Source organism: Bacteroidota bacterium, from assembly GCA_016183775.1.
Taxonomy (GTDB): Bacteria; Bacteroidota; Bacteroidia; order JABDFU01; family JABDFU01; genus JABDFU01.
The window spans coordinates 1-19,165 of record JACPDY010000116.1 but is presented as its reverse complement, the minus strand read 5'-3'; the positions used below and the strand labels follow the sequence as shown (position 1 = coordinate 19,165).

The following is a 19,165-nucleotide window of genomic DNA, read 5'->3' as shown; positions in this document are numbered from 1 at the left end:
TTTGTAAGGTGGAAGTATTTCCATTACCTAAATTCCAGCTGTATGTCAGGCCGGAGCCTGGCATTGAGTTATTTATCATAACTGTGGGATTATTGAAGCATACTGCTTTGCTCGTGAAATTAGCTGTGGGGGCAGGGTTGGCTGTAACTATTGTATAGGCAGTGTCGGAACAGCTCCCGGTGGATACTATTACTGAATAGCTGGTTGTTGCTGAAGGACTGATAGTGATGGATTGTGTGGTTTGCCCCGTACTCCATAAGTAATTTGTTCCTCCTGATGCTGTGAGTGTGGCATTTTGTCCTATGCAGACTACACTGCTGCTCACTGCAGCGATGACGGGTGGATTTACTATTACCGTTGATGTTGTTGTACTTGTGCAGCCTCCATCGGATATGGTTACTGTATAGCTTGTAGTTGAAACAGGTGTTACTATTATTGAAGGACTTGTTTGCCCCGTACTCCATGTGTAACTTGTTCCGCCCGATGCAGTGAGTGTAGCACTTTGTCCGGGGCAGGTACTAGTGCTGTTTGCTACCGGGGTAACTGGAGGGGCTACCGTTACTGTTGTTGTGATTGAGTCTGAGCACCCCCCATTGGATACAGTTACTGTATAGTTTGTGGTGACTGACGGGGTGACCGTTATTGCAGCTGTCGTTTGTCCGCTACTCCATGTGTAACTTGTTCCGCCGGATGCTGTCAGCGTGAAATTTTGCCCGGGGCAGATTGCACCACTGTTTATTGCCGGGGTCACAGGAGGTTGTACCGTTACTGTACCGGAGGTTGTTCCCATACAGCCTCCGTTGGAAACCGTCACTGTATAACTTGTGGTGACTGACGGGGTTACTGTTATTGCAGCTGTCGTTTGTCCGCTACTCCATGTGTAATTTGCGCCCCCGGATGCTGTCAACGTCGCACTTTCTCCAGAACAAACTGTGATACTGTTGACGATAGGAATAACAGATTGGTTTACTGTTACTGTAGCGGTGATTGAGTCTGAACACCCGCCATTGATAACAGTAACCTTATAGCTTGTTGTTACAACAGGGGTAACAGTAATAGAAGGGGTTGTCTGCCCATTACTCCATGTGTAACTTGTTCCGCCCGATGCGGTAAGTGTGGCACTTTCTCCGGGGCACACTGTGCTGCTGTTTACCATAGGAATAACAGGTGGTTTTACCGTTACTGTAGAAGTGATCGTATCTGAGCAGCTTCCATTAGAAACGACTATTGTATAAATAGTTGTTGTTGCAGGAACAACAGTAATAGAAGGGGTAGTTTGCCCGGTATTCCATGTGTAACTTGTTCCCCCTGATGCTGTAAGTGTAGCACTTTCATTAGGGCAAACTGTGCTGTTGTTTACCACGGGTTTGACGCTGCCGGCTACCGTAACAGTTATCGTTTTAACTACTGTGCAGCCGGATGATCCGGTTATACTTACGCTGTATGTGGTAGTAACTGTTGGCGATACATCAGGGTTCGCCAGGCTGGAGGTAAAACCTGCCGGAGAAGATGACCAGGAATACGTTGCAGCAGGGTCATTGGACCAGGCTTTGAGAACTACTTTGCCTGTTGAACAGGTAAGCATGGTATCGTTGCCGGCGGAAGCAGTAAACATTTTTATGGTGTCTGTATAAGTGGAGGTACAGGTTGGATTGGCAAGCGGTGCGAATGAAACGGTATACAATTGTCCATTCACCGGAGTAGTAACTGTATACGTTTGTTCTGTTCCCAGAACAGGGCCGGTTGCTGCAGGCCCTGAATACCATTTGTAATTTGTAAACCCAAGGGGTGCTGTCAGCACGGATGAGGTTGCACCCTGGCATAATACAAAGCCCGTAATCTGGTTACAATAGATATCAATATAAGCATATCCATAATGACCGCCGAGCGCACAGTCACGCGTACAAAATTTTACGTTTATAGTTTGTCCCATGTAGGATGATAATGCTGTCCCTACTGCAGTCCAGTTTTTATAATAAATGGGACCATTTAGGCCCTCTCTGCAAGCCGGATTACTTGCCAAAACAAAGCCACTTGCAGTATCCTGTGCATTTGTGGCATTTACTTCATATGTTCCGCCACAGTTAATGGGCTTTCCGGAAGCATCGGTTATTGAAATAAGAAATTTGGGTTGATCGGTAAGGGAATGTGCAGGATTCTCCAGAACAACTGCATATAAATAAGTGAAAAAAGTAGTTTTGGGTGTAACTACAAAACTTCTCATTATACATTCAGACTGGGCTGCAGTTTCCTGGTTCCCAAGCCGCATGGAATAACTTCCACCATATGGAGCGGGAGCAACCACAGTCACCACATTGTCCGTGTTAGGATCTGTTCCGGGCCCGGTAGTTATAGTATGTCTGACCTGATTGGTCGCCATTATAGTCCCGCTGACACAATTTCCCAGGGTACCATTTACTGAAAGCCCATTGGAGGGTATAAAACCAGGATTCGGGCATGTTCCAATAGCACAGGGATTTCCTGTAGCGGAAAAACAACCACCAAACGTACATCCGGTCCATTGGTTTAAATTGCCATATTCGAAATCAATGTTTTTTTCACATTCAAGCGGGTTGCCGATTGCCGGAGGTCTGTTTTGAACGTGTAAATTAAAGGTAATACATTGCGGAACATAAGGAAATGAAACGGTTACAGCCCCTCCTGAAACAAGGATATAGTATGTTGTACCTGCTGTAAGTAAAGTATTAAGGATGGTTACGCTGTCCTGAGCAGCATTGTTTGAACTTGTAGTCGAGATACATTTAAATCCGGCAGATCCAGGACAATTTACAAAAACAGCCACCCCTTTCAGGGCAGTTCCGGATGTTATTTTTGTTATTATATCAACATAATCAGTTTGAGATGGAGTATACTTAAACAGGTACCCATACCCGCCAAATCCTGACGCCGGCAAACAATTCCAGACAGAATAATTGTGAAGCGGCAAACCACAGGTTTTTACTCCTTGTTTATCAAAAGGAAGAGTAGCAATATTCTCCGCTGTTGCACATGTTGTTTGGGCATGGGAAACACTTAATGAAAAAACAAAACAGGTGATAATAAACCAGCCCATTGAATTTTTGTAGTAATTTTTCGTTCCCATAGACATATTATTTAATAATAAATCTTATCCTGTCTTTTATTTCCCATTGAATTAAGCAAAACAATAATTGTTTTTGCCCTGGCTATTTTTCAATCTTTACTTGAATAAAAGAAATTCAATACAACAACTCAATTTCGCTCCATAACCGCCATTAAGCAAATCAGTTTTGCCAATTAGTGTGGAGTCAAGAAGTAATGTATAGGTGCGAATCCTCGTTTTCATTAAAATTTTCACGTTTTTAAGCCGTAATTTTTAAGCTTTGCCATTTACTGATTAGCAATCAAATCGGACATATAAAATGCATTTGACATGGTTAGACCCATCAAAAAAGCAGTAATTTCCAACACCAGAACTTCCAGATGTAATAAGGGACGAGAATAATAATTATTGTTGGCTTGATGATTGGGGAGCATCCACACGTAAAACAATTAGCGGATAACAGATCACCTGCATCCGCACCGTCTTATGAAAACATAATTTTATGCAACATCATATTTCTGCGGGAAGGCAAAAATGATAATGCTGAAAATGCCCGATAGATATTTTTTATAGGTATTTATTTAATAATAAGTTTTGTCATGCATATTTCTGTTTCAGTTTTTCCAATTATTACATACATGCCGCTTGAAAGTCTTTGGTTTCTATTTATTACAGCATCATATCGATTGTCGCCAGCCAATATTGTTTCATCATATACTAATTCTCCGAATATGTTGTAGATTTCAATCTTCATTTCATTGTTTTTCATTCCCCAAACAGAAAAATATATTTCATTTTCATCAATTGGATTTGGGTAAATTCTGATACAGGAATTATTTTCTTTTTCCCGACAATCCTTAACTGAAACAAGGGAGAAAGTTTCTGATTTGCCGTCAAAATCTGTTTGCCTGAGGCGGTAGTACCTTATCCCCAGCCCCTCTCCCACGGAATAGGAGCGTTTGTCTGTAAATTCATAATTGCGAATGATACTGCTGTTTCCTGCACCATTTATTTTTGCGATAAGTTCAAAATTAACTCCATCTAAGGAGCGCTCAATGGTGAAATAGTCATTATTTATTTCCGAAGTGGTTATCCACGACATTTTTATAATCACTTCTCCGTCATAGGTATTTGAAGGAATGCAATATGCTTTGAAAAAAAGCAGTTCGATAGGCAGAAGAACGGAACAGGAACCGCTCACTGCAGGAAGTGCATCAGCGCAGGCTATTAGAGCTGCCTGGGTGCAGGGAGCGGCCGATCCGCAATCGGTAATATTAGCGGTTGGATAGGCATAGGCAGGCGATTCAGTATCAAAATACTGGGCTCCCGCCCCGGCACCGCTGGCATCACATAGATCAAGGTAATTGGATAGGGAAACAGTATTGAGTGTTGTGGAGATGCCGCTTATAGCAAGATAACCGCGTGCTGCAGAAGAAGCACCTCCCTGAAGAACACCATCGTCCTGTACAAAATTTGCACAGTATATCGTTCCGCCATTGATGATAATATTAGCTGAACTGTTTCGCTTCCAAAGTGAATCACCAATGGTTATGCATCCGGAATTTGTTAATCCACTGATAATATCAATATCTTCTGTAACATTAAGAACCGCCGCTGCATTATTTGTCAAAGTTCCGTTTGAGGCAGTACTCATGAAAACCTGGCCCAGGACTTCCATAGTACCCGAATTACTTATGTTTGCAGTATAATATAATTCCCCGCAAACACGGATGTACGATCCGGAATTATTGGTAAGAGCACGGCTACTTGATCCGGTACTCAGATTTGCTAAAAGTTGCCCTTCTACTTTTATGTTACCCGAATTAATAATAGCTCCTTCTATTTGAGCGTTACCCCGAATATGTATTGTGGAACCAGCGTTATTTATGAGATTGGAGGCGCCTGTGGTTAAGGGGTTTGTAACAGTGGTCTTTAAAAAATTTCCGGAATTGGTTATTTCAATCAATCCGCAATTGTCTATATGCCCCTGTATGGAAATATCCCCCCGGATTTTTAACTGACCTCCTTGTTGATTTAGAAACGGTTCTGAAGAAATTGCTGAAGATATTTTAGTAAAAGACCCTCCTGTGGAAGTAATACTTCCGATGTTTGTAAGACCTCCTTCTATTCTGATATTCCCTGCTGTTGTGAGATTTGAATAAATCTGGTTAGTAAAATTTTCTGATGTTCCTGTTTTGGTATAAGTGCCACCGGTAGAAGTAATTGTTCCATAGTTACTGGTGATTCCCTCAATGGCTATATTACCTGTTACTGTTACCGTACCGGTGGACTGATTCGTAAAACTACCTGTTGTTGATGCTTTGGTATATGTTCCGCCAGAGGAAATTATCCCATAATTATCGGTTGTGCCCTCTATATTTATATTGCCTGTTGCCGTGATCGTTCCGGTAGCTTGGTTAGTGAGAGGATAGGTTGTTGTAGATTTGGTAAAAGTTCCTGCGGAAATAATGGATCCGGAGTTGGTCATTTTATTTACATCAATATTTCCTGCAGATGTTGTAATCGTGCCCGTTGAATAATTATTGGTAACGCCAGTTGTAGCAGTTAACGTGATATTGCCGGTAGCTGACAAGATGCTTCCGTAGTTACTAAAAGTATTTGAAGTATAACTAAGGGTAATGTTTCCATCTGCAGTAGTGATTGATGCTCCCGCATTATTTGTGAACGCACCTCCTGATGTCCAGCTGAACGGAGAAGCTGAAGTAATTGTAATTGCACCGGAATTTACTACTGTAGTGCTTGTAAACGTTCCGCTTCCGGTATGGTTAATGGTTCCATTATTGGTAATCGTACTCACATTAATAGCCGCGGTACCTTCAGTACACAATGTTACGCCCGAATTTACGAGAAGTGTACCCGTAAGGGATGTTCCGGTTGCCACACGGCTGTCTGCTGAAATTGTTTGATTTGCCCCGCTTACCGTAGGCCAGGCCATATTGCACTGTGAAAAACTATGGGTTAAAGAATTGAACACAAATACAGAATGGATTATATACGGCAATAGGTATTTTATGCGATGATTCAAATAGCTTTTTAAGGATATAAAGCACTTAACAACATGTCGGAAAAGCATTAGAAAAACGTACTTAAACAAATTCTATTTGCATTCAAAATCAATTCGATTCTATCGGGTATTGATCATGTTTAAGTTCCGGATAGTCAAATAAATCCGGAAGTATTACCTGCTCAGTTGTTGCGGATGTATTCGCAGAAGAATGTTGAAACGGATTAATTGAAGGGTCCATGTGATCAATTGAATTTTTTAAAACAAGAAGGATATTGCGTTGTTCCCCAACATTTTCCATCATGTCGGAATAACTGGCTTTCGTCATCAGTAGCAAATCATATTCTGTCTTTAGAACAGACAAATAATCGCTGTGTAAATTGTGCCTCAGGGCAATTTTCTTAGTAATGTGAATAAGTGAACGACATTGAACATATAAACCACGTCGAAGCAAAATATGAATATCAACCAAAAAATTTTTCACTGACATCGTTGCATTCTTGTCATGATAATAATTCCTAAGGCATCTGAGAATAAGCCTGTACAGGTAATGTTTAACAGAAGGTAAATGCTTAGTTCCGGCTATACAGTTTTTTGATTTAAACAGGTTTAAATCCTTATATACACTTTGCTTTTGAAGAAGCTCAAATAATTTGATGTAATTATTTTTTTCGCTTCTTCTGTGCAAAAGAGAAAATTTCTTAAAGTAGATTTTCTCTGACTTGGAAAGCGAAGACACCAACTCGAATAACTTTTTACTGTTTTGCATATTTGTATTTGTTATTCACATTCATGCAGCAGATAGATAAATTATCACTAAGTATACATAACCCTCAGCAGTTTTCTCTAATACAATTTTACTCGTGTGTCCTGCACTATAAATTGATGTTATTCTGCTATTTATAATACCCAAAACCATTGTTTTAAAGAATAAATGGAGCCTCTTAAAAAGGCCTTTATATGTTATATAATACATTTTAAACGGACGTTTATTAAAAACAATATTATAACACAATGACATGTTTAATAAGGTTAGTATGATACTTTTCGTTTTCATATTTGATAAAATTCAATTAATTGCTATTTAATTATTTGAACTAAGAACTTTCGTATTAGTGCAATACTAATTTCGGCGCTCTTGTTCCAATAGACTAATCAATTATAGTTTGTAATTAGGAGTCAGTAAATGATCTATATTTGTAGGAATCAATTGTATCTAAACAACCTAGGGGCTTTTTTATCATCAACGTATGTATTTATTCATAGATAATGAGTAATCAATGAAGGTATCCCACAACTTATTTGACCTGATTAAATCGCTCAATAAGACGGAAAAGCGATATTTCAAACGCTATAGCTCCTTGCATGTGATAGGAGAAGCGAATAATTATCTCTTGCTTTTTGATGCAATAGACACGCAAAAAGAATATGATGAAGAACAACTCATCAGGCAATTTAAAGCACATAATAATAAAAACAGATTTTCCGTATTAAAAAATTATCTCTATGATCAGATCCTTTATTCTATGGAGCAATATCACCATAGCGTTCATTCAGAGGTAAGGGGATTGATTGCCCGTATTGAATTTTTATACGAAAAAGGGCTTGATGACCAGGCTCTCAAAACACTTCAAAAGGCTAAACAATTAGCAAAGGAAAACGAAATGCATTGGAGCATGATCGAAATTCTTTCTGTTTGGGAAATGAATCTTGCATATAAGAGGAATGATATATCCGGATTAAATGAGTGTAAAAGGCAAAAAGCAAATGAATTGGAGTTGTTGATGAGTACAGAAACATACAGGGATATAAAAACCGATATGTACACACTGTATACAACTCATTCACGCATACGGGAAAAGGGCGCTTCGGTCGAGATGAAAAAGATAATTAGTGACGCGAAAATGAATAATGAAGCCGCCCCGCTAACTTTTATGGGAAAGATTTTTTTCTATGAAACCTTTGCCCTTTATTGGGAAGGACAAGGAAATTCAGATCAATATTATAAATACTCCAAAAAAATTGTTGACCTGTATCATGAAAATCCTAAGAATATAACTTCGCGGTTTAAATCATATTTAGACCGGCTCAGCAATCTGATTGCAAGTGAAATTAATTCGAAAAGATTTAAGGAAACGGCAGAAACGCTAAATATTATGAAGGAGGCAAGTCCGTTGGCAAAAACAGCCCTTCATAAAGAAAGATTATTTTTTTTCTATAATTACTTGTCGCTTGATTATTTTATTAATACAGCACAATTTTCAAAAGCGATGGATTTAATTGATTCTTTTGAAAAGGAATTAAAAATATACGAACCGTATTTAAACGAGGTGGAAAAGGTTCTTCTTTTCAGTAATATTTCCATATCATTCTTTGGCGTTGAACAGTATCAGAAAAGTATTTTCTGGATAAATCGTGCGCGTAACGAAACTTCCTTATCTGTTCATTCTGAATTTTATAATATTATTAGTATTTATTATCTTATTATCCACTATGAAGCGGGGAATACCGATTTGCTTCCTTATCTTATTCAATCACTTTATCGTAATCTGAAGAAAAAGGAAAAGCTATATAAATTTGAAACAATAATTTTGGATTTTCTAAGAAATAAAATACCTAAGACTTCAACTCAGCAAGAGTTGATCGTTGCATTCCGACAATTAAAAAATAAAATCACGCCCTTATCTAAAGACCAGTATGAAAAAAATGCATTGTCGTATTTTGATATCATATCCTGGCTGGAAAGCAAAATTGAAAACAGATCGTTTGCAGAAGTGGTAAAGGAAAGGTCAGAGCATAATTAACCCGCGCAATTTGTCATCGGGGCGTGATTTACATCTGGTTCTCTCGAGCCTTTTCGTTCATTATAAAATTTTAACTCCATCCTTATATGTTGCTCGCATGGTCTCTTTCCCGTTTTTATCGTAATAGATCCACTCGCCGTGCGGACGTGACGAGTATGATTCTTTCGATTCTTTTACTTTTTTAGGATTGACCAGGTCAACGGTTTCGGTTTTGTTTATATAAACTTTGTAATGAGTAATACTTTGCAGGGAGCCATTTTCATTCCAGGTTTTGCACTCGCCGTCTAATTTGCCTTCTTTATAATTTTGTTCCTGGAACTTAACGCCGGTTTCGTAATAATAGATCCAGTGACCATTTGGCTTTTCGTCTTTATAGCTGCCTTCGCTGTTTTTTATTCCATGTTCGGTCCACGTGACCCACAGGTTATTTTTTCGCCCGCTCTTGTAATCACCTTCTTCGCGCAATTTTCCGTTCTCGTACCAGTATTTCCAGTGGCCATCTTTCATATCATTTATAAAGGGACCTTCGTAATTAGGTTTGCCATCGGGGAGCATGCCTTTCCATAAACCATCCTTCATACCGTTTCTAAATGTTCCTTCATCTTTCAGTTTTCCATCCTGGTACCACGATTGCCATTTGCCGTCTTCTTTGCCGGTTTTGTATGCGCCTTCCTGCAGCTTTTGTCCGCCTTCAAACCAGATGGTCCAAATGCCATCTTTGAAATTATTTTTGTAATTCCCCTGTTTCCATTTTTCTCCGGTGCGATACGAATAGTTCCAAATACTGTCCTGCATATCGTCTTTGTAATATCCTTCCGATTCTTTTATACCGGTTGTAAACCAATAGATCCATTTCCCGTTTTGTTTGTCATTTTTAAAAAGGCCTTCCATTTCTTTTTTTCCATCCTTGTCGTACCACACCCAGTTGCCGAATTTTTTATCGTCTTCAAAAAAACCTTCACGGTTTACTGTGCCGTTTGGATTGAAGTATTTGCATTTACCATTTCGTTTTCCATTGGCATAATGAACTACGTAATCGGGGTCACCTGTTGCTTTCCAGAAGTTCCATTCTCCATCCATTCGGCCTCCTTTGTAATTCCCTTCTCCCTTTTTCTTCCCGCTGTCGTATACAAACCTGAATTTTCCTTCTCCGTTTTTAATGATCTGCTGCCCGTCTTCGGTCCAGAAATTTATAATATACTCTTCGCCTGAGCGGTATTCAATCTCACTTTTAGGTTTTCCGTTTTTGAACCATTCTTTCCAATTGCCGGTTTCTTTGTCGGTTGTGTACGCGCCTTCCTTTTGCTTATTGCCATTTGCATACCAGCTTATGAACGGACCTTCTTTTAAATTATTCTTAAACAAGCCTTCACTTTCTGGCTGGCCATTTTCGTACCAATAGCTCCATTGGCCTTCTTTTTTTCCGGCTTTGTATGATTCACGGCTGCGTACTTTGGAATTGCTCTCGTGCCAGCTTGTCCAAATGCTGTCTTCGAAGTTGTTTTTAAAAACCAGTTCCTGCGCTTTATTACCGTTTATATACCAGTAGTTCCAGTGACCCTGTTTCTTGCCTTTAAAATAATTTTCAAGACCTTTTTGCGTGCCATTTTCGTAAAAAGATGTCCAGAGTCCGTGCTCTTTGCCCTGGTGATAGCCGCCACTCTTGGCCACTTTTCCGCTTTCGTACCAAACGGTAAAGGAGCCATGCTGGATACCATTTTTGTAATTTTCTTCGCTGCGTTTTTTGGTCAGTTCTTTGTCCCAATATTCGGTTTTAGGTTGTGCGTATAATACGCCAACGTTAAACAACAGCGACAGTATTAAAAAGTTGTTAACAGGTTTGCTCATGTGCCTAATTCGTTTCCTGGTCGAACATATTTTGGGTTATACTTACATTGTCTTTAAAGTAATACAGGCCGCCCCAGCTGTAAGTGATCTTCCGGTATATTTTTGCACGCCCCTGTTTGGTAACTGTTACCTGTGTGATCTTTTTATTGCCCTCCTGGAAGTATTCTTCCACCCGGTTGTCGGGGAGATTAGAGGGTTCTTCAATAACAGTATTTACCCTGGTAGTGTTTTGGACTATGGTATTTCCCTGTTCTTTCTTTAGTGCTTCTTCCCTTAATTTCGCGGCTCTTCTCGCTTCTTCCTCGGCTTTCTTCCTGTCGGCTTCTTCTTTCTGGGCTTGGCTCATTTTCTTTCTTTCTTCCTCAGCTTTGGCCAATTCAGCTTTTTTTCTTTCCGCTTCTTCTTTGGCTTTTAATCTGTCCGCCTCTTCGTTCTTCTTTCTTGCATCTTCTTCTGCTTTCAGTCTCTTCTCTTCATCAAGTTTAGCCTGTGCCGCTTTCCTGGCTTCTTCCTCCGCTTTCTTTTTGTCAGCAGCTTCTTTCTGAGCCTGGCTCATTTTCTTTCTTTCTTCCTCTTCCTTCGTTTTGGCTAATTTATCAGCTTCTTCTTTTTTCTTTTTCGCTTCTTCCTCGGCTTTCAACCTTTTTTCTTCATCGAGTTTAGCCTGCGCTGTTTTTTTAGCTTCTTCCTCCGCTTTTGCTTTGGCAAGTTTTTCCTCTTCCGCCTTCTTTTTGTCGGCCGCTTCTTTCTGAGCCTGGCTCATTTTCTTTCTTTCTTCCTCTTCTTTTGCTGCCAGGGCTGCTTTTCTTTTTTCTTCCTCTTCCTTCGCTTTCGCTTCTTTTTTCCGGCGTTCTTCTTCTTCCGCTTTGGCTTTCGCTAAACGTTCGGCTTCTTCCGCCTTCTTTTTAATTTCTTCTTCCGCTTTTTTCTTCTGTTCTATTTCGGCTTTAAGCTGGGCGGCTCTTTTATCCGCTTCTTCCTTGTCTTTCGTTTCTTTTTTACGGCGTTCTTCATCTTTGGCTTTGGCTTTCGCTAACCGGTCGGCTTCTTCGTTTTTCTTTTTGGCTTCCTCTTCGTCCCTTTTCTTTTGTTCCTGGTCGGCTTTTAGTTTGGCGGTTCTTTTGTCTTCTTCCTCCTTTGCCTTGATCGCTTTTCTTGTTTCTTCATCTGCTTTGGCCTGAGCGGCTTTTCTCGCCTCTTCATCGGCTTTTGCTTTCGCGGCTTTTTTGGCATCCTCGTCCGCTTTGGCCTGCGCGGCTTTTCTCGCCTCTTCGTCGGCTTTGGCCTGCGCCACTTTTTTCGCTTCTTCATCGGCTTTTGCTTTCGCGGCCTTTTTCGCCTCTTCATCCGCTTTCGCCTGAGCGGCTTTTTTCGCTTCTTCCTCTGCTTTAGTCTGGGCAGCTTTCTTCGCTTCTTCATCGGCTTTAGCCTGTGCGGCTTTTTTCGCCTCTTCATCTGCTTTGGCTTTTGCCGCTTTCTTTGCATCTTCCTCCGCTTTAGCCTGCGCAAGTTTTTTCTTTTCTTCTTCCTCTTTGGCCTGGGCTATTCTTTTCTTTTCTTCTTCTTCCGCTTTCTTCCTGGTATTTTCTTCTTCTTTCTTTCTGGCTTCAGCTTCAGCTTTGGCTTTTGCTACTTTCGCTTCTTCTTCCGCCCTCTTTTTCGCTTCTTCTTCCGCCGCCTTTTTCTTTGCCTCTTCTTCGGCTTTCTTTTTGGCTTCTTCCTGTTTAGCCAACTCCTCGGCTGCTTTTTTCTGCGCCACTTCTTCCGCCTTCTTGTTTATTATCTCTTCTTTACGTTTTTGTTCAATTTGTTTCTCCACTTCCTTGAGTTCAGAGAGTATGGATTTGGTATAGTCGGTATCATAATCGAAGTCATCAATGTCTTCCTTGAATGCTACACGCGCAACGGGTTGGTTAAATACAACAATGTTCACTCCTTCATATTGCTTGAATATGGTTACGTTGAACAGGTATGGTTCAAACCCATCCTGCACCATATCCTTGGGGATCTTTGTGGAGAAATATATCTTTTTTGTAACAAAGCCGGGTTTGGAAAAAGTGAACAGGAATTCATGTCCGAAATCGAGATCCACGGATTCTTTTTTGCCGTCAGAGTCCATTGCTTTCCAGCTTGATCCGTCTTTTTGAATAGTGATTTTCGCGCCTTCCCTGGTGCCGCCATCAATAAGAAATTTGAGATTGACCCTTAAAAAATCCTGGGAGAAGGAGGTGTGTACAAAAAGTAAAACCATAATTAAGGCAGAATATATCCGGATCCGCTTAGGTAAGGGATTTCCGGGCTGCTTAAATATGGTCTTATTTGGGTACTGCATGATAAACGTAATAAACAGGTATAACCAGCAAATATAACATTTCTGCACCTATCCATACGATGCAAAAATGATGCGAAATGCATAAAAATCACCTAAAAATCTGTTTTAATTAAAAAAGGGTATGGTGTGGAGGGGAAGGGTTACAGGGCATCTTCGATGAAGATAGTTTCTGTAATATTTACATTGTCGCGGAAATAGAAAACACCCCAAACGTAACAAACCTTTTTGTATACATATGTTTTTCCATTACGCACAATTGTAATTTCAGTGATACGTTTGTTGCCTTCTACATATTGTCGCTCTTCCCGCTTTTCTGGTGGGGTTTTCCCGTTGAAGCTATTGCGGCCATCGCCTTCGGTTTGACCGGAGATCTTTCCCCTGTCTCCTGCTTCAGTAGCGGATTTTATTTTATTACGTCCATCATTATCAAATGGAGTATTTGATTTCTTGTCACCTTCGTTGTTGTTCTTTTTTGTTGTTTCTGTGGAGTTGCTACCTCCTTCACTGCTGTTTTTATCGGTGGTTTCAGCCGACTGATTTGCCTGGCTCCCCGGGCCGGCAGCGGTTACATTGCCGGATTTAGGATTAGCCTTTTCTTCTTTTGTTTTTTTCTTTAATTCTTTTTCAGCGTCCTGTATGCCTGATAACACACTTTTGGTATAGTCGGTATCATAACCAAAATCATCAATATCCTCCTTATATTCAATACGTGCCACAGGTTGATTGAACATAACAATGTTTATTGCATCGGATTGTTTGAAAATGGAAATGTCGAACGAGAAGGGATCAAACCCGTCTTTAATAATGCTTTTGGGGACTTTGGTAGAAAAAGCTATTTTTTTTGTAACATATCCGTTTTTTGAAAAACTGAAAATATAATCGTGCTGGTAGTCAAGGTCAATATAATTTTTACCGTCATCGCCATCGCGGGTTCTCCATTTTTGTCCGTCACGTTCAATGCTAACTTTTGATCCATCACGACTCCCGCCATCAACAATAAAATTAAATTTCACCTTCAGCTGCTTCGCCTGGGCGATAAGAATAGGGCTAAATAAGGTCAGGCATACAAGAACAAATAGTTTGGTACGGTTTTTAAGGAGTAGTATATAGGTGTAATTATTCTGCATAATTAAATCGGTCTTTTACTCAAACTAAAGATGAAAAGGAGATTACATTTACATAAAAAAATATTTTAGATTTGTAGTAAGATGTATTCGGCCGAAAGTAAAATTAACCGATAATAAACACATGAAATTATGAAAAAAAGTGCTTATATGTATTTTGCAGCCCTACTTTTCGCTGTTTCTCCTGTTTTCGCACAGGAAAAGGATAATATATCGTCAGAGGAGACCATAAACTATATAAATGGTAAGCTAAAGGGCATTGCCCAGCTAACCAACGAAAGAGGCACTCTTGTTATTGAGTTCTATAAGAATGAAAAAATAAACAGGATTGACCGGGTGCCCATTGTAAAACTTAACCCCGATAACGTGGAATATATAGCTGAGGAAAAGGCTTTGGTGGTGAGGTGTATAGCCGATGAATGCATTGACAGGCGAATTGAAATACCCAGAACGAAAGGCTATTTTTCACGTATAAGTTTTGCTGGTGAGTTTGATGAAAAAACCCAGAAAGGCTTAGTGAAAGCCTTCGAGCATCTTATAATGATGTATCGTGAAAAAAAATACCGGAATAATACGCCTTTCGAATAGTAGTTTAACCGTTTGACAATCAATTAATTATATTGTTTTTATTGACTTGGCACAAAGATTGTTTAACTTGTAACAAATAACTCCGTAAACTTTTGATTTATGAAAAAAATAATCTCAATATTCGCAGCAGCTCTCATCACATTCGGCACCTATGCTCAAAAAGAGGAAGCCCAGGCGTTGGTAAGAAGCGGAGTGACAAAGATATCCAGCGGCGATTTTACTAATGCTATCCTGGATTTTAACGCGGCAATTGAAAAAGACCCCAAGAATCTGGATGCGTACTTAAAACGGGCTTTTTGTTACAGCTCAAACGGCAATTACCAGGGAGCAATTGATGATTACACCACAGTGATAGAACTTAAGCCGGATCAATCTTTTGCCTATGTAAGCCGCGGCAGTGCAAGAAACAAATTAAAACAGTTCACAGAAGCTATGGGTGATTTTAATAAAGCGCTTCAATTAAAGCCGGATGATTGTGAGGCATATAACAACCGCGGTTGGGCCAAAAAGGGATTAGGCGATGATAAGGGTGCCTGTGAGGACTGGAAATATTCGAAGAAAAAAGGAAATGATGAAGCCAAGATCATTATAAAAAATAATCATTGTAAATAAATAACACATACATAAACGGATTTAAAAAAACTGACCCATGAAAAAATTTATCATAGCAATCTCCTTAGCGATCCCGGTAATGACGCTGGTGGCTTTTAAAGGCGGCGAAGGCGACAAGAAAATTGCGCCCCTTAAACCGCAGGGCGAAACTGAACTTGTGGATTGTTTGGTTAAATACAATTCCAAATGGGGTGAAACCTGTTCGCAATGCGGCAATAGTCCTGATACATATGTCGTATATTATAAAAACACCTGCAGCAAAAAACTGGATGTGATGATAGGTGTACAGGAAGAAAACAAAATGTTGCGGTTGTCCACTTTTTATGGGGTAAATGCAAATGATACCATACGTGTTTATGCCTGCAAAGGAACAGGTAAAGCTTATAAATGGGCCCGTGAAGCCGGCGATAAAAGCTACAGTTTTCCTACACAACAGCAGGCTAATGAAGCGGTAAAATAATTCAAAATTTTAATTCAAAAAACAGGACATCCTGCCTTTGGCGGGATGTCCTGTTTTTAAGTAGCAAGACTTCAATATAAATTTTTACTTTTGATGTATGACAACAGCAAACACTGAAAAGCCCGCGCAGATAAACAGGGAAGAGCTTTTTAAAAATATCATTTCCCATTCAAAAGAGTATGGCTTTATTTTTCCATCAAGTGAAATTTATGACGGCTTAAGCGCCGTATACGATTATGGTCAACTGGGAGTTGAGCTGAAAAAGAATATCCGCGAATATTGGTGGAAAGCCATGACACAACTGCACGAGAATATAGTTGGTATTGATGCGGCTATTTTTATGCACCCCACTACCTGGAAAGCTTCCGGGCATGTTGACGCGTTCAGCGACCCGTTGATCGATAACAAGGACAGTAAGAAAAGATACCGAGCCGATGTGTTGATCGAAGAGCATGTGGCTAAGATTGAAGGAAAAATTGATAAAGAAGTGGAGAAGGCTGCGAAGCGTTTCGGCGAGACTTTTGACGAAAAAATGTACCGTACAACAAACCCACGTGTATTAGAATATCAAAAGAAAGCACAAGAAATAAATGCCCGTTTTAAATCGGCTTTGGAGAAGAATGATCTGGCCGAGGTGAAGCAGATCATTGTTGATTGTGAAATTGTTTGTCCTGTGAGCGGTTCACGCAACTGGACAGATGTGCGCCAGTTCAACCTGATGTTCAGCACGCAAATGGGATCTGTGAGTGAAGAAGCGGGGACTATTTATTTGCGTCCTGAAACAGCCCAGGGAATTTTTGTGAACTTTTTGAATGTGCAAAAAACAGGGCGTATGAAAATTCCTTTCGGGATCGCGCAAACTGGAAAGGCATTCCGTAACGAAATTGTAGCGCGGCAATTTATTTTCCGCATGCGGGAGTTTGAGCAAATGGAGATGCAATATTTTGTGAAGCCCGGTGAAGAAATGAAATGGTACAAGTTCTGGAAACAGGCGCGTATGAAGTGGCACAACTCATTGGGGATCTCCCAGGATAAATACCGTTTCCACGATCATATTAAATTGGCGCATTATGCTAATGCAGCCTGTGATATTGAGTTTGAGTTTCCTTTTGGTTTCAAGGAACTTGAAGGTATTCATTCACGTACGGATTTCGACCTGAAGAATCACGAACAGTTCTCAGGAAAAAAACTACAATATTTCGATCCCGAAACCAACAACAGTTATGTACCTTATGTAATTGAAACCTCTATTGGCTTAGATCGTATGTTTCTTGCTTTGCTTTCCAATTCATATAAAAATGAAACGCTGGGAGACGGAACCATTCGTGATGTATTGAGCTTGCCTGCATTCCTGGCTCCGGTTAAGGTTGCTGTTTTGCCATTGGTGAAAAAGGATGGCTTGCCTGAAAAAGCCCGTGAAATAATGGACGTATTAAAATTCGACCACCTGTGCCAGTATGATGAAAAGGACAGCATTGGCAAACGCTATCGCCGCCAGGATGCGATAGGTACTCCTTTTTGTATAACCATTGATCATCAATCACTCGAAGATAATACGGTAACAATTCGTCATCGCGATGATATGCAGCAGGAACGGGTTAGTATTGAAAAGCTACCTGCAATAGTGGAGGACAAGGTGAGTATGAAGAAAGCATTGAAGACATTAACCAACTAAAGTGTCATGTCGATCCCGCTTTTTGCGGGAGAGACATCTGGCAGTGCGAAGGCTAACACACAGCCAGATTCTTCACTTCGTTCAGAATGACACGTATCAATATAAAATAGCTTTTCTCGTTCCCGATAAACTCCCCTGCGTAACATTCACAAAATAAATTCCGGGAAGCATTCCTGAAAGATCAACGTATTCTGCTTCTTGAGTTGATTCGATTATTTTAATAATTTCTCCCCAAGTATTACTTATCGTTATAGTTCCCGTTGTATTTATTGATCTTAGTCGGATAGTGAATTGCCCATCCACAGAAGGATTCGGGTAAACAGAAAAAGAAAGTTGATCAGGATAGTATTGTGTTGCAGTTAAATTCTTGGTTGTAAGCTTAAAATCATCAAAGGCCAAATTGCCCACCGACTTGATATATTTAAACCGTAAATGAGTTGACAAAGGTTTAACCGGGAAACTTCTTTTTCCTTTTGCCGCCATTGTTGGAACCGGACAAATTTTTGTGAGCGTATCCCACTTCAGGCTATCCACACTTTCAAGTATTATCAATTGGCTGAGGGTATCGGTGCCGCTTCCTTTTATCCAGAATTTTACCGAATCGGCACCCGGTAAAAACGGTGGTGTATTAATGGTAGTCGTATTTGCTCCACCAAATTTGTAGGAGTTTGGTCCGCTGCTGCCGGAGAATGTAGTAGTGGTATAATTGCCTTGATAACTAAATGTCCAGCCCGTGGGTATTGTTTGTGTGGTAGCCTGGTAATTTGTAAAGTCTTCCTGCAATACAATTAGCTGCGGGAAAGATAAGTTTATAGCAGATAAAAATAGTAGCAGGCTATTAAATATTTTCATAAAAAATTTATTTACTTTAAGGGGAGGCTAAAATAAAATTAAATCCGAATAAAAAAATCAGTATTTATACTGAGTTTTTAATTTTCAGGAGCCTAGGGAGCAAAATGATAATTCATTGAAATTGTTCCCCTGTATACAGCAAGGTTGGGTGTATAGGCACTTTTCCAAACAACCGGGCCGGTAAAGGTGGCCTCGTAGTAATCCATTGTTATTGCTCCGCCTATTTCGGTTGTTACAGATAAGTGTTCCCCGATCCTTCGCCCGAACTTATAAAAAAAGCCAAGGCCATACCCATTACCTTTTCCTACTCCTGCAATTCCAAATATTCTGTCAGCCAATACCCGTGGTACTTGTACCATGTATGCGATAAGATCGGCGCCAAAGCCATTCACGTAATAGATGCCGCTGAAAGTACGTTGAGCGCCCAGGTTGATCATATAAAGTGATACGGAGGGGAATACCATAGCGCCGAATCCTAATCTTGTTTCGATGGATTTTACAATACCGGGATTGCGTGTTTGAAAATAAAATTCGTGCATAAGATCAAATTGTACAATTGGAAATGGAGGGTAATCACGTGCGGCAATAAGCACAGGCACATTGACACCTATACTTACCTGGTTGTGTGTGCCCTGAATGATAAATATAGTTCTTTAAAAGAGAAAACCCAAAGAGTGTAAGTCTCTTATGTGCGGAATAACACCCCGAAACATTAGCAAGCCGCAAGGTGGTATAAAGTAATTTATGCACTGAAGTAAGCGGG

Annotated in this window: 13 protein-coding genes; 5 read left to right on the top strand and 8 right to left on the bottom strand. The window is 40.1% G+C overall.

All coding sequences use genetic code 11. The annotated features are described in order from the left end of the window. From HYU69_14075 to HYU69_14065, 3 genes are all read right to left on the bottom strand, one after another. Positions 1–3,103 (bottom strand): hypothetical protein (locus HYU69_14075; GenBank protein ID MBI2271467.1); only part of this gene is annotated, 3,103 nt, incomplete at its 3' end. Between the two features lie 556 nt (positions 3,104–3,659). Further along, positions 3,660–6,038: a hypothetical protein gene (locus HYU69_14070; GenBank protein MBI2271466.1), complete on the bottom strand. Its 2,379-nt coding sequence runs from the start codon at positions 6,036–6,038 to the stop codon at positions 3,660–3,662. Positions 6,039–6,216: 178 nt separating this feature from the next. Then, complete coding sequence (locus tag HYU69_14065; GenBank protein MBI2271465.1) at positions 6,217–6,435, bottom strand: hypothetical protein; 219 nt, start codon at positions 6,433–6,435, stop codon at positions 6,217–6,219. 952 nt (positions 6,436–7,387) lie between these two features. On the opposite strand from HYU69_14065, the gene HYU69_14060 reads away from it, so the two are divergent. Continuing rightward, a complete protein-coding gene (locus HYU69_14060; protein ID MBI2271464.1) occupies positions 7,388–8,911 on the top strand; it encodes a hypothetical protein in 1,524 nt (507 codons plus the stop codon). A gap of 60 nt (positions 8,912–8,971) precedes the next feature. On the opposite strand, the gene HYU69_14055 is transcribed toward HYU69_14060, so the two are convergent. The 3 genes from HYU69_14055 to HYU69_14045 form a co-directional block, all read right to left on the bottom strand. Beyond that, on the bottom strand, positions 8,972–10,759 hold the full coding sequence (locus tag HYU69_14055) for a toxin-antitoxin system YwqK family antitoxin (GenBank protein MBI2271463.1): 1,788 nt from the start codon (positions 10,757–10,759) through the stop codon (positions 8,972–8,974). Between the two features lie 4 nt (positions 10,760–10,763). After that, positions 10,764–13,010, bottom strand: coding sequence for a hypothetical protein (locus tag HYU69_14050; protein MBI2271462.1), 2,247 nt, complete (start codon positions 13,008–13,010; stop codon positions 10,764–10,766). A gap of 221 nt (positions 13,011–13,231) precedes the next feature. Continuing rightward, positions 13,232–14,218: a hypothetical protein gene (locus HYU69_14045; protein ID MBI2271461.1), complete on the bottom strand. Its 987-nt coding sequence runs from the start codon at positions 14,216–14,218 to the stop codon at positions 13,232–13,234. A gap of 129 nt (positions 14,219–14,347) precedes the next feature. On the opposite strand from HYU69_14045, the gene HYU69_14040 reads away from it, so the two are divergent. From HYU69_14040 to HYU69_14025, 4 genes are all read left to right on the top strand, one after another. Continuing rightward, positions 14,348–14,803: a hypothetical protein gene (locus HYU69_14040; GenBank protein MBI2271460.1), complete on the top strand. Its 456-nt coding sequence runs from the start codon at positions 14,348–14,350 to the stop codon at positions 14,801–14,803. 99 nt (positions 14,804–14,902) lie between these two features. Next, positions 14,903–15,415: a tetratricopeptide repeat protein gene (locus tag HYU69_14035; protein ID MBI2271459.1), complete on the top strand. Its 513-nt coding sequence runs from the start codon at positions 14,903–14,905 to the stop codon at positions 15,413–15,415. A 37-nt stretch (positions 15,416–15,452) separates the two neighbouring features. Further along, positions 15,453–15,875 carry a hypothetical protein gene (locus HYU69_14030; protein ID MBI2271458.1) on the top strand — a complete coding sequence of 141 codons (423 nt, stop codon included), beginning with the start codon at positions 15,453–15,455 and terminating at the stop codon, positions 15,873–15,875. A 130-nt stretch (positions 15,876–16,005) separates the two neighbouring features. Beyond that, positions 16,006–17,550, top strand: coding sequence for a glycine--tRNA ligase (locus tag HYU69_14025; protein ID MBI2271457.1), 1,545 nt, complete (start codon positions 16,006–16,008; stop codon positions 17,548–17,550). Positions 17,551–17,646: 96 nt separating this feature from the next. Here HYU69_14025 and HYU69_14020 read toward each other — a convergent pair whose 3' ends face one another. Then, complete coding sequence (locus HYU69_14020; protein ID MBI2271456.1) at positions 17,647–18,402, bottom strand: T9SS type A sorting domain-containing protein; 756 nt, start codon at positions 18,400–18,402, stop codon at positions 17,647–17,649. A 92-nt stretch (positions 18,403–18,494) separates the two neighbouring features. Then, a complete protein-coding gene (locus HYU69_14015) occupies positions 18,495–19,001 on the bottom strand; it encodes a hypothetical protein (GenBank protein MBI2271455.1) in 507 nt (168 codons plus the stop codon). Positions 19,002–19,165: the final 164 nt, after the last annotated feature.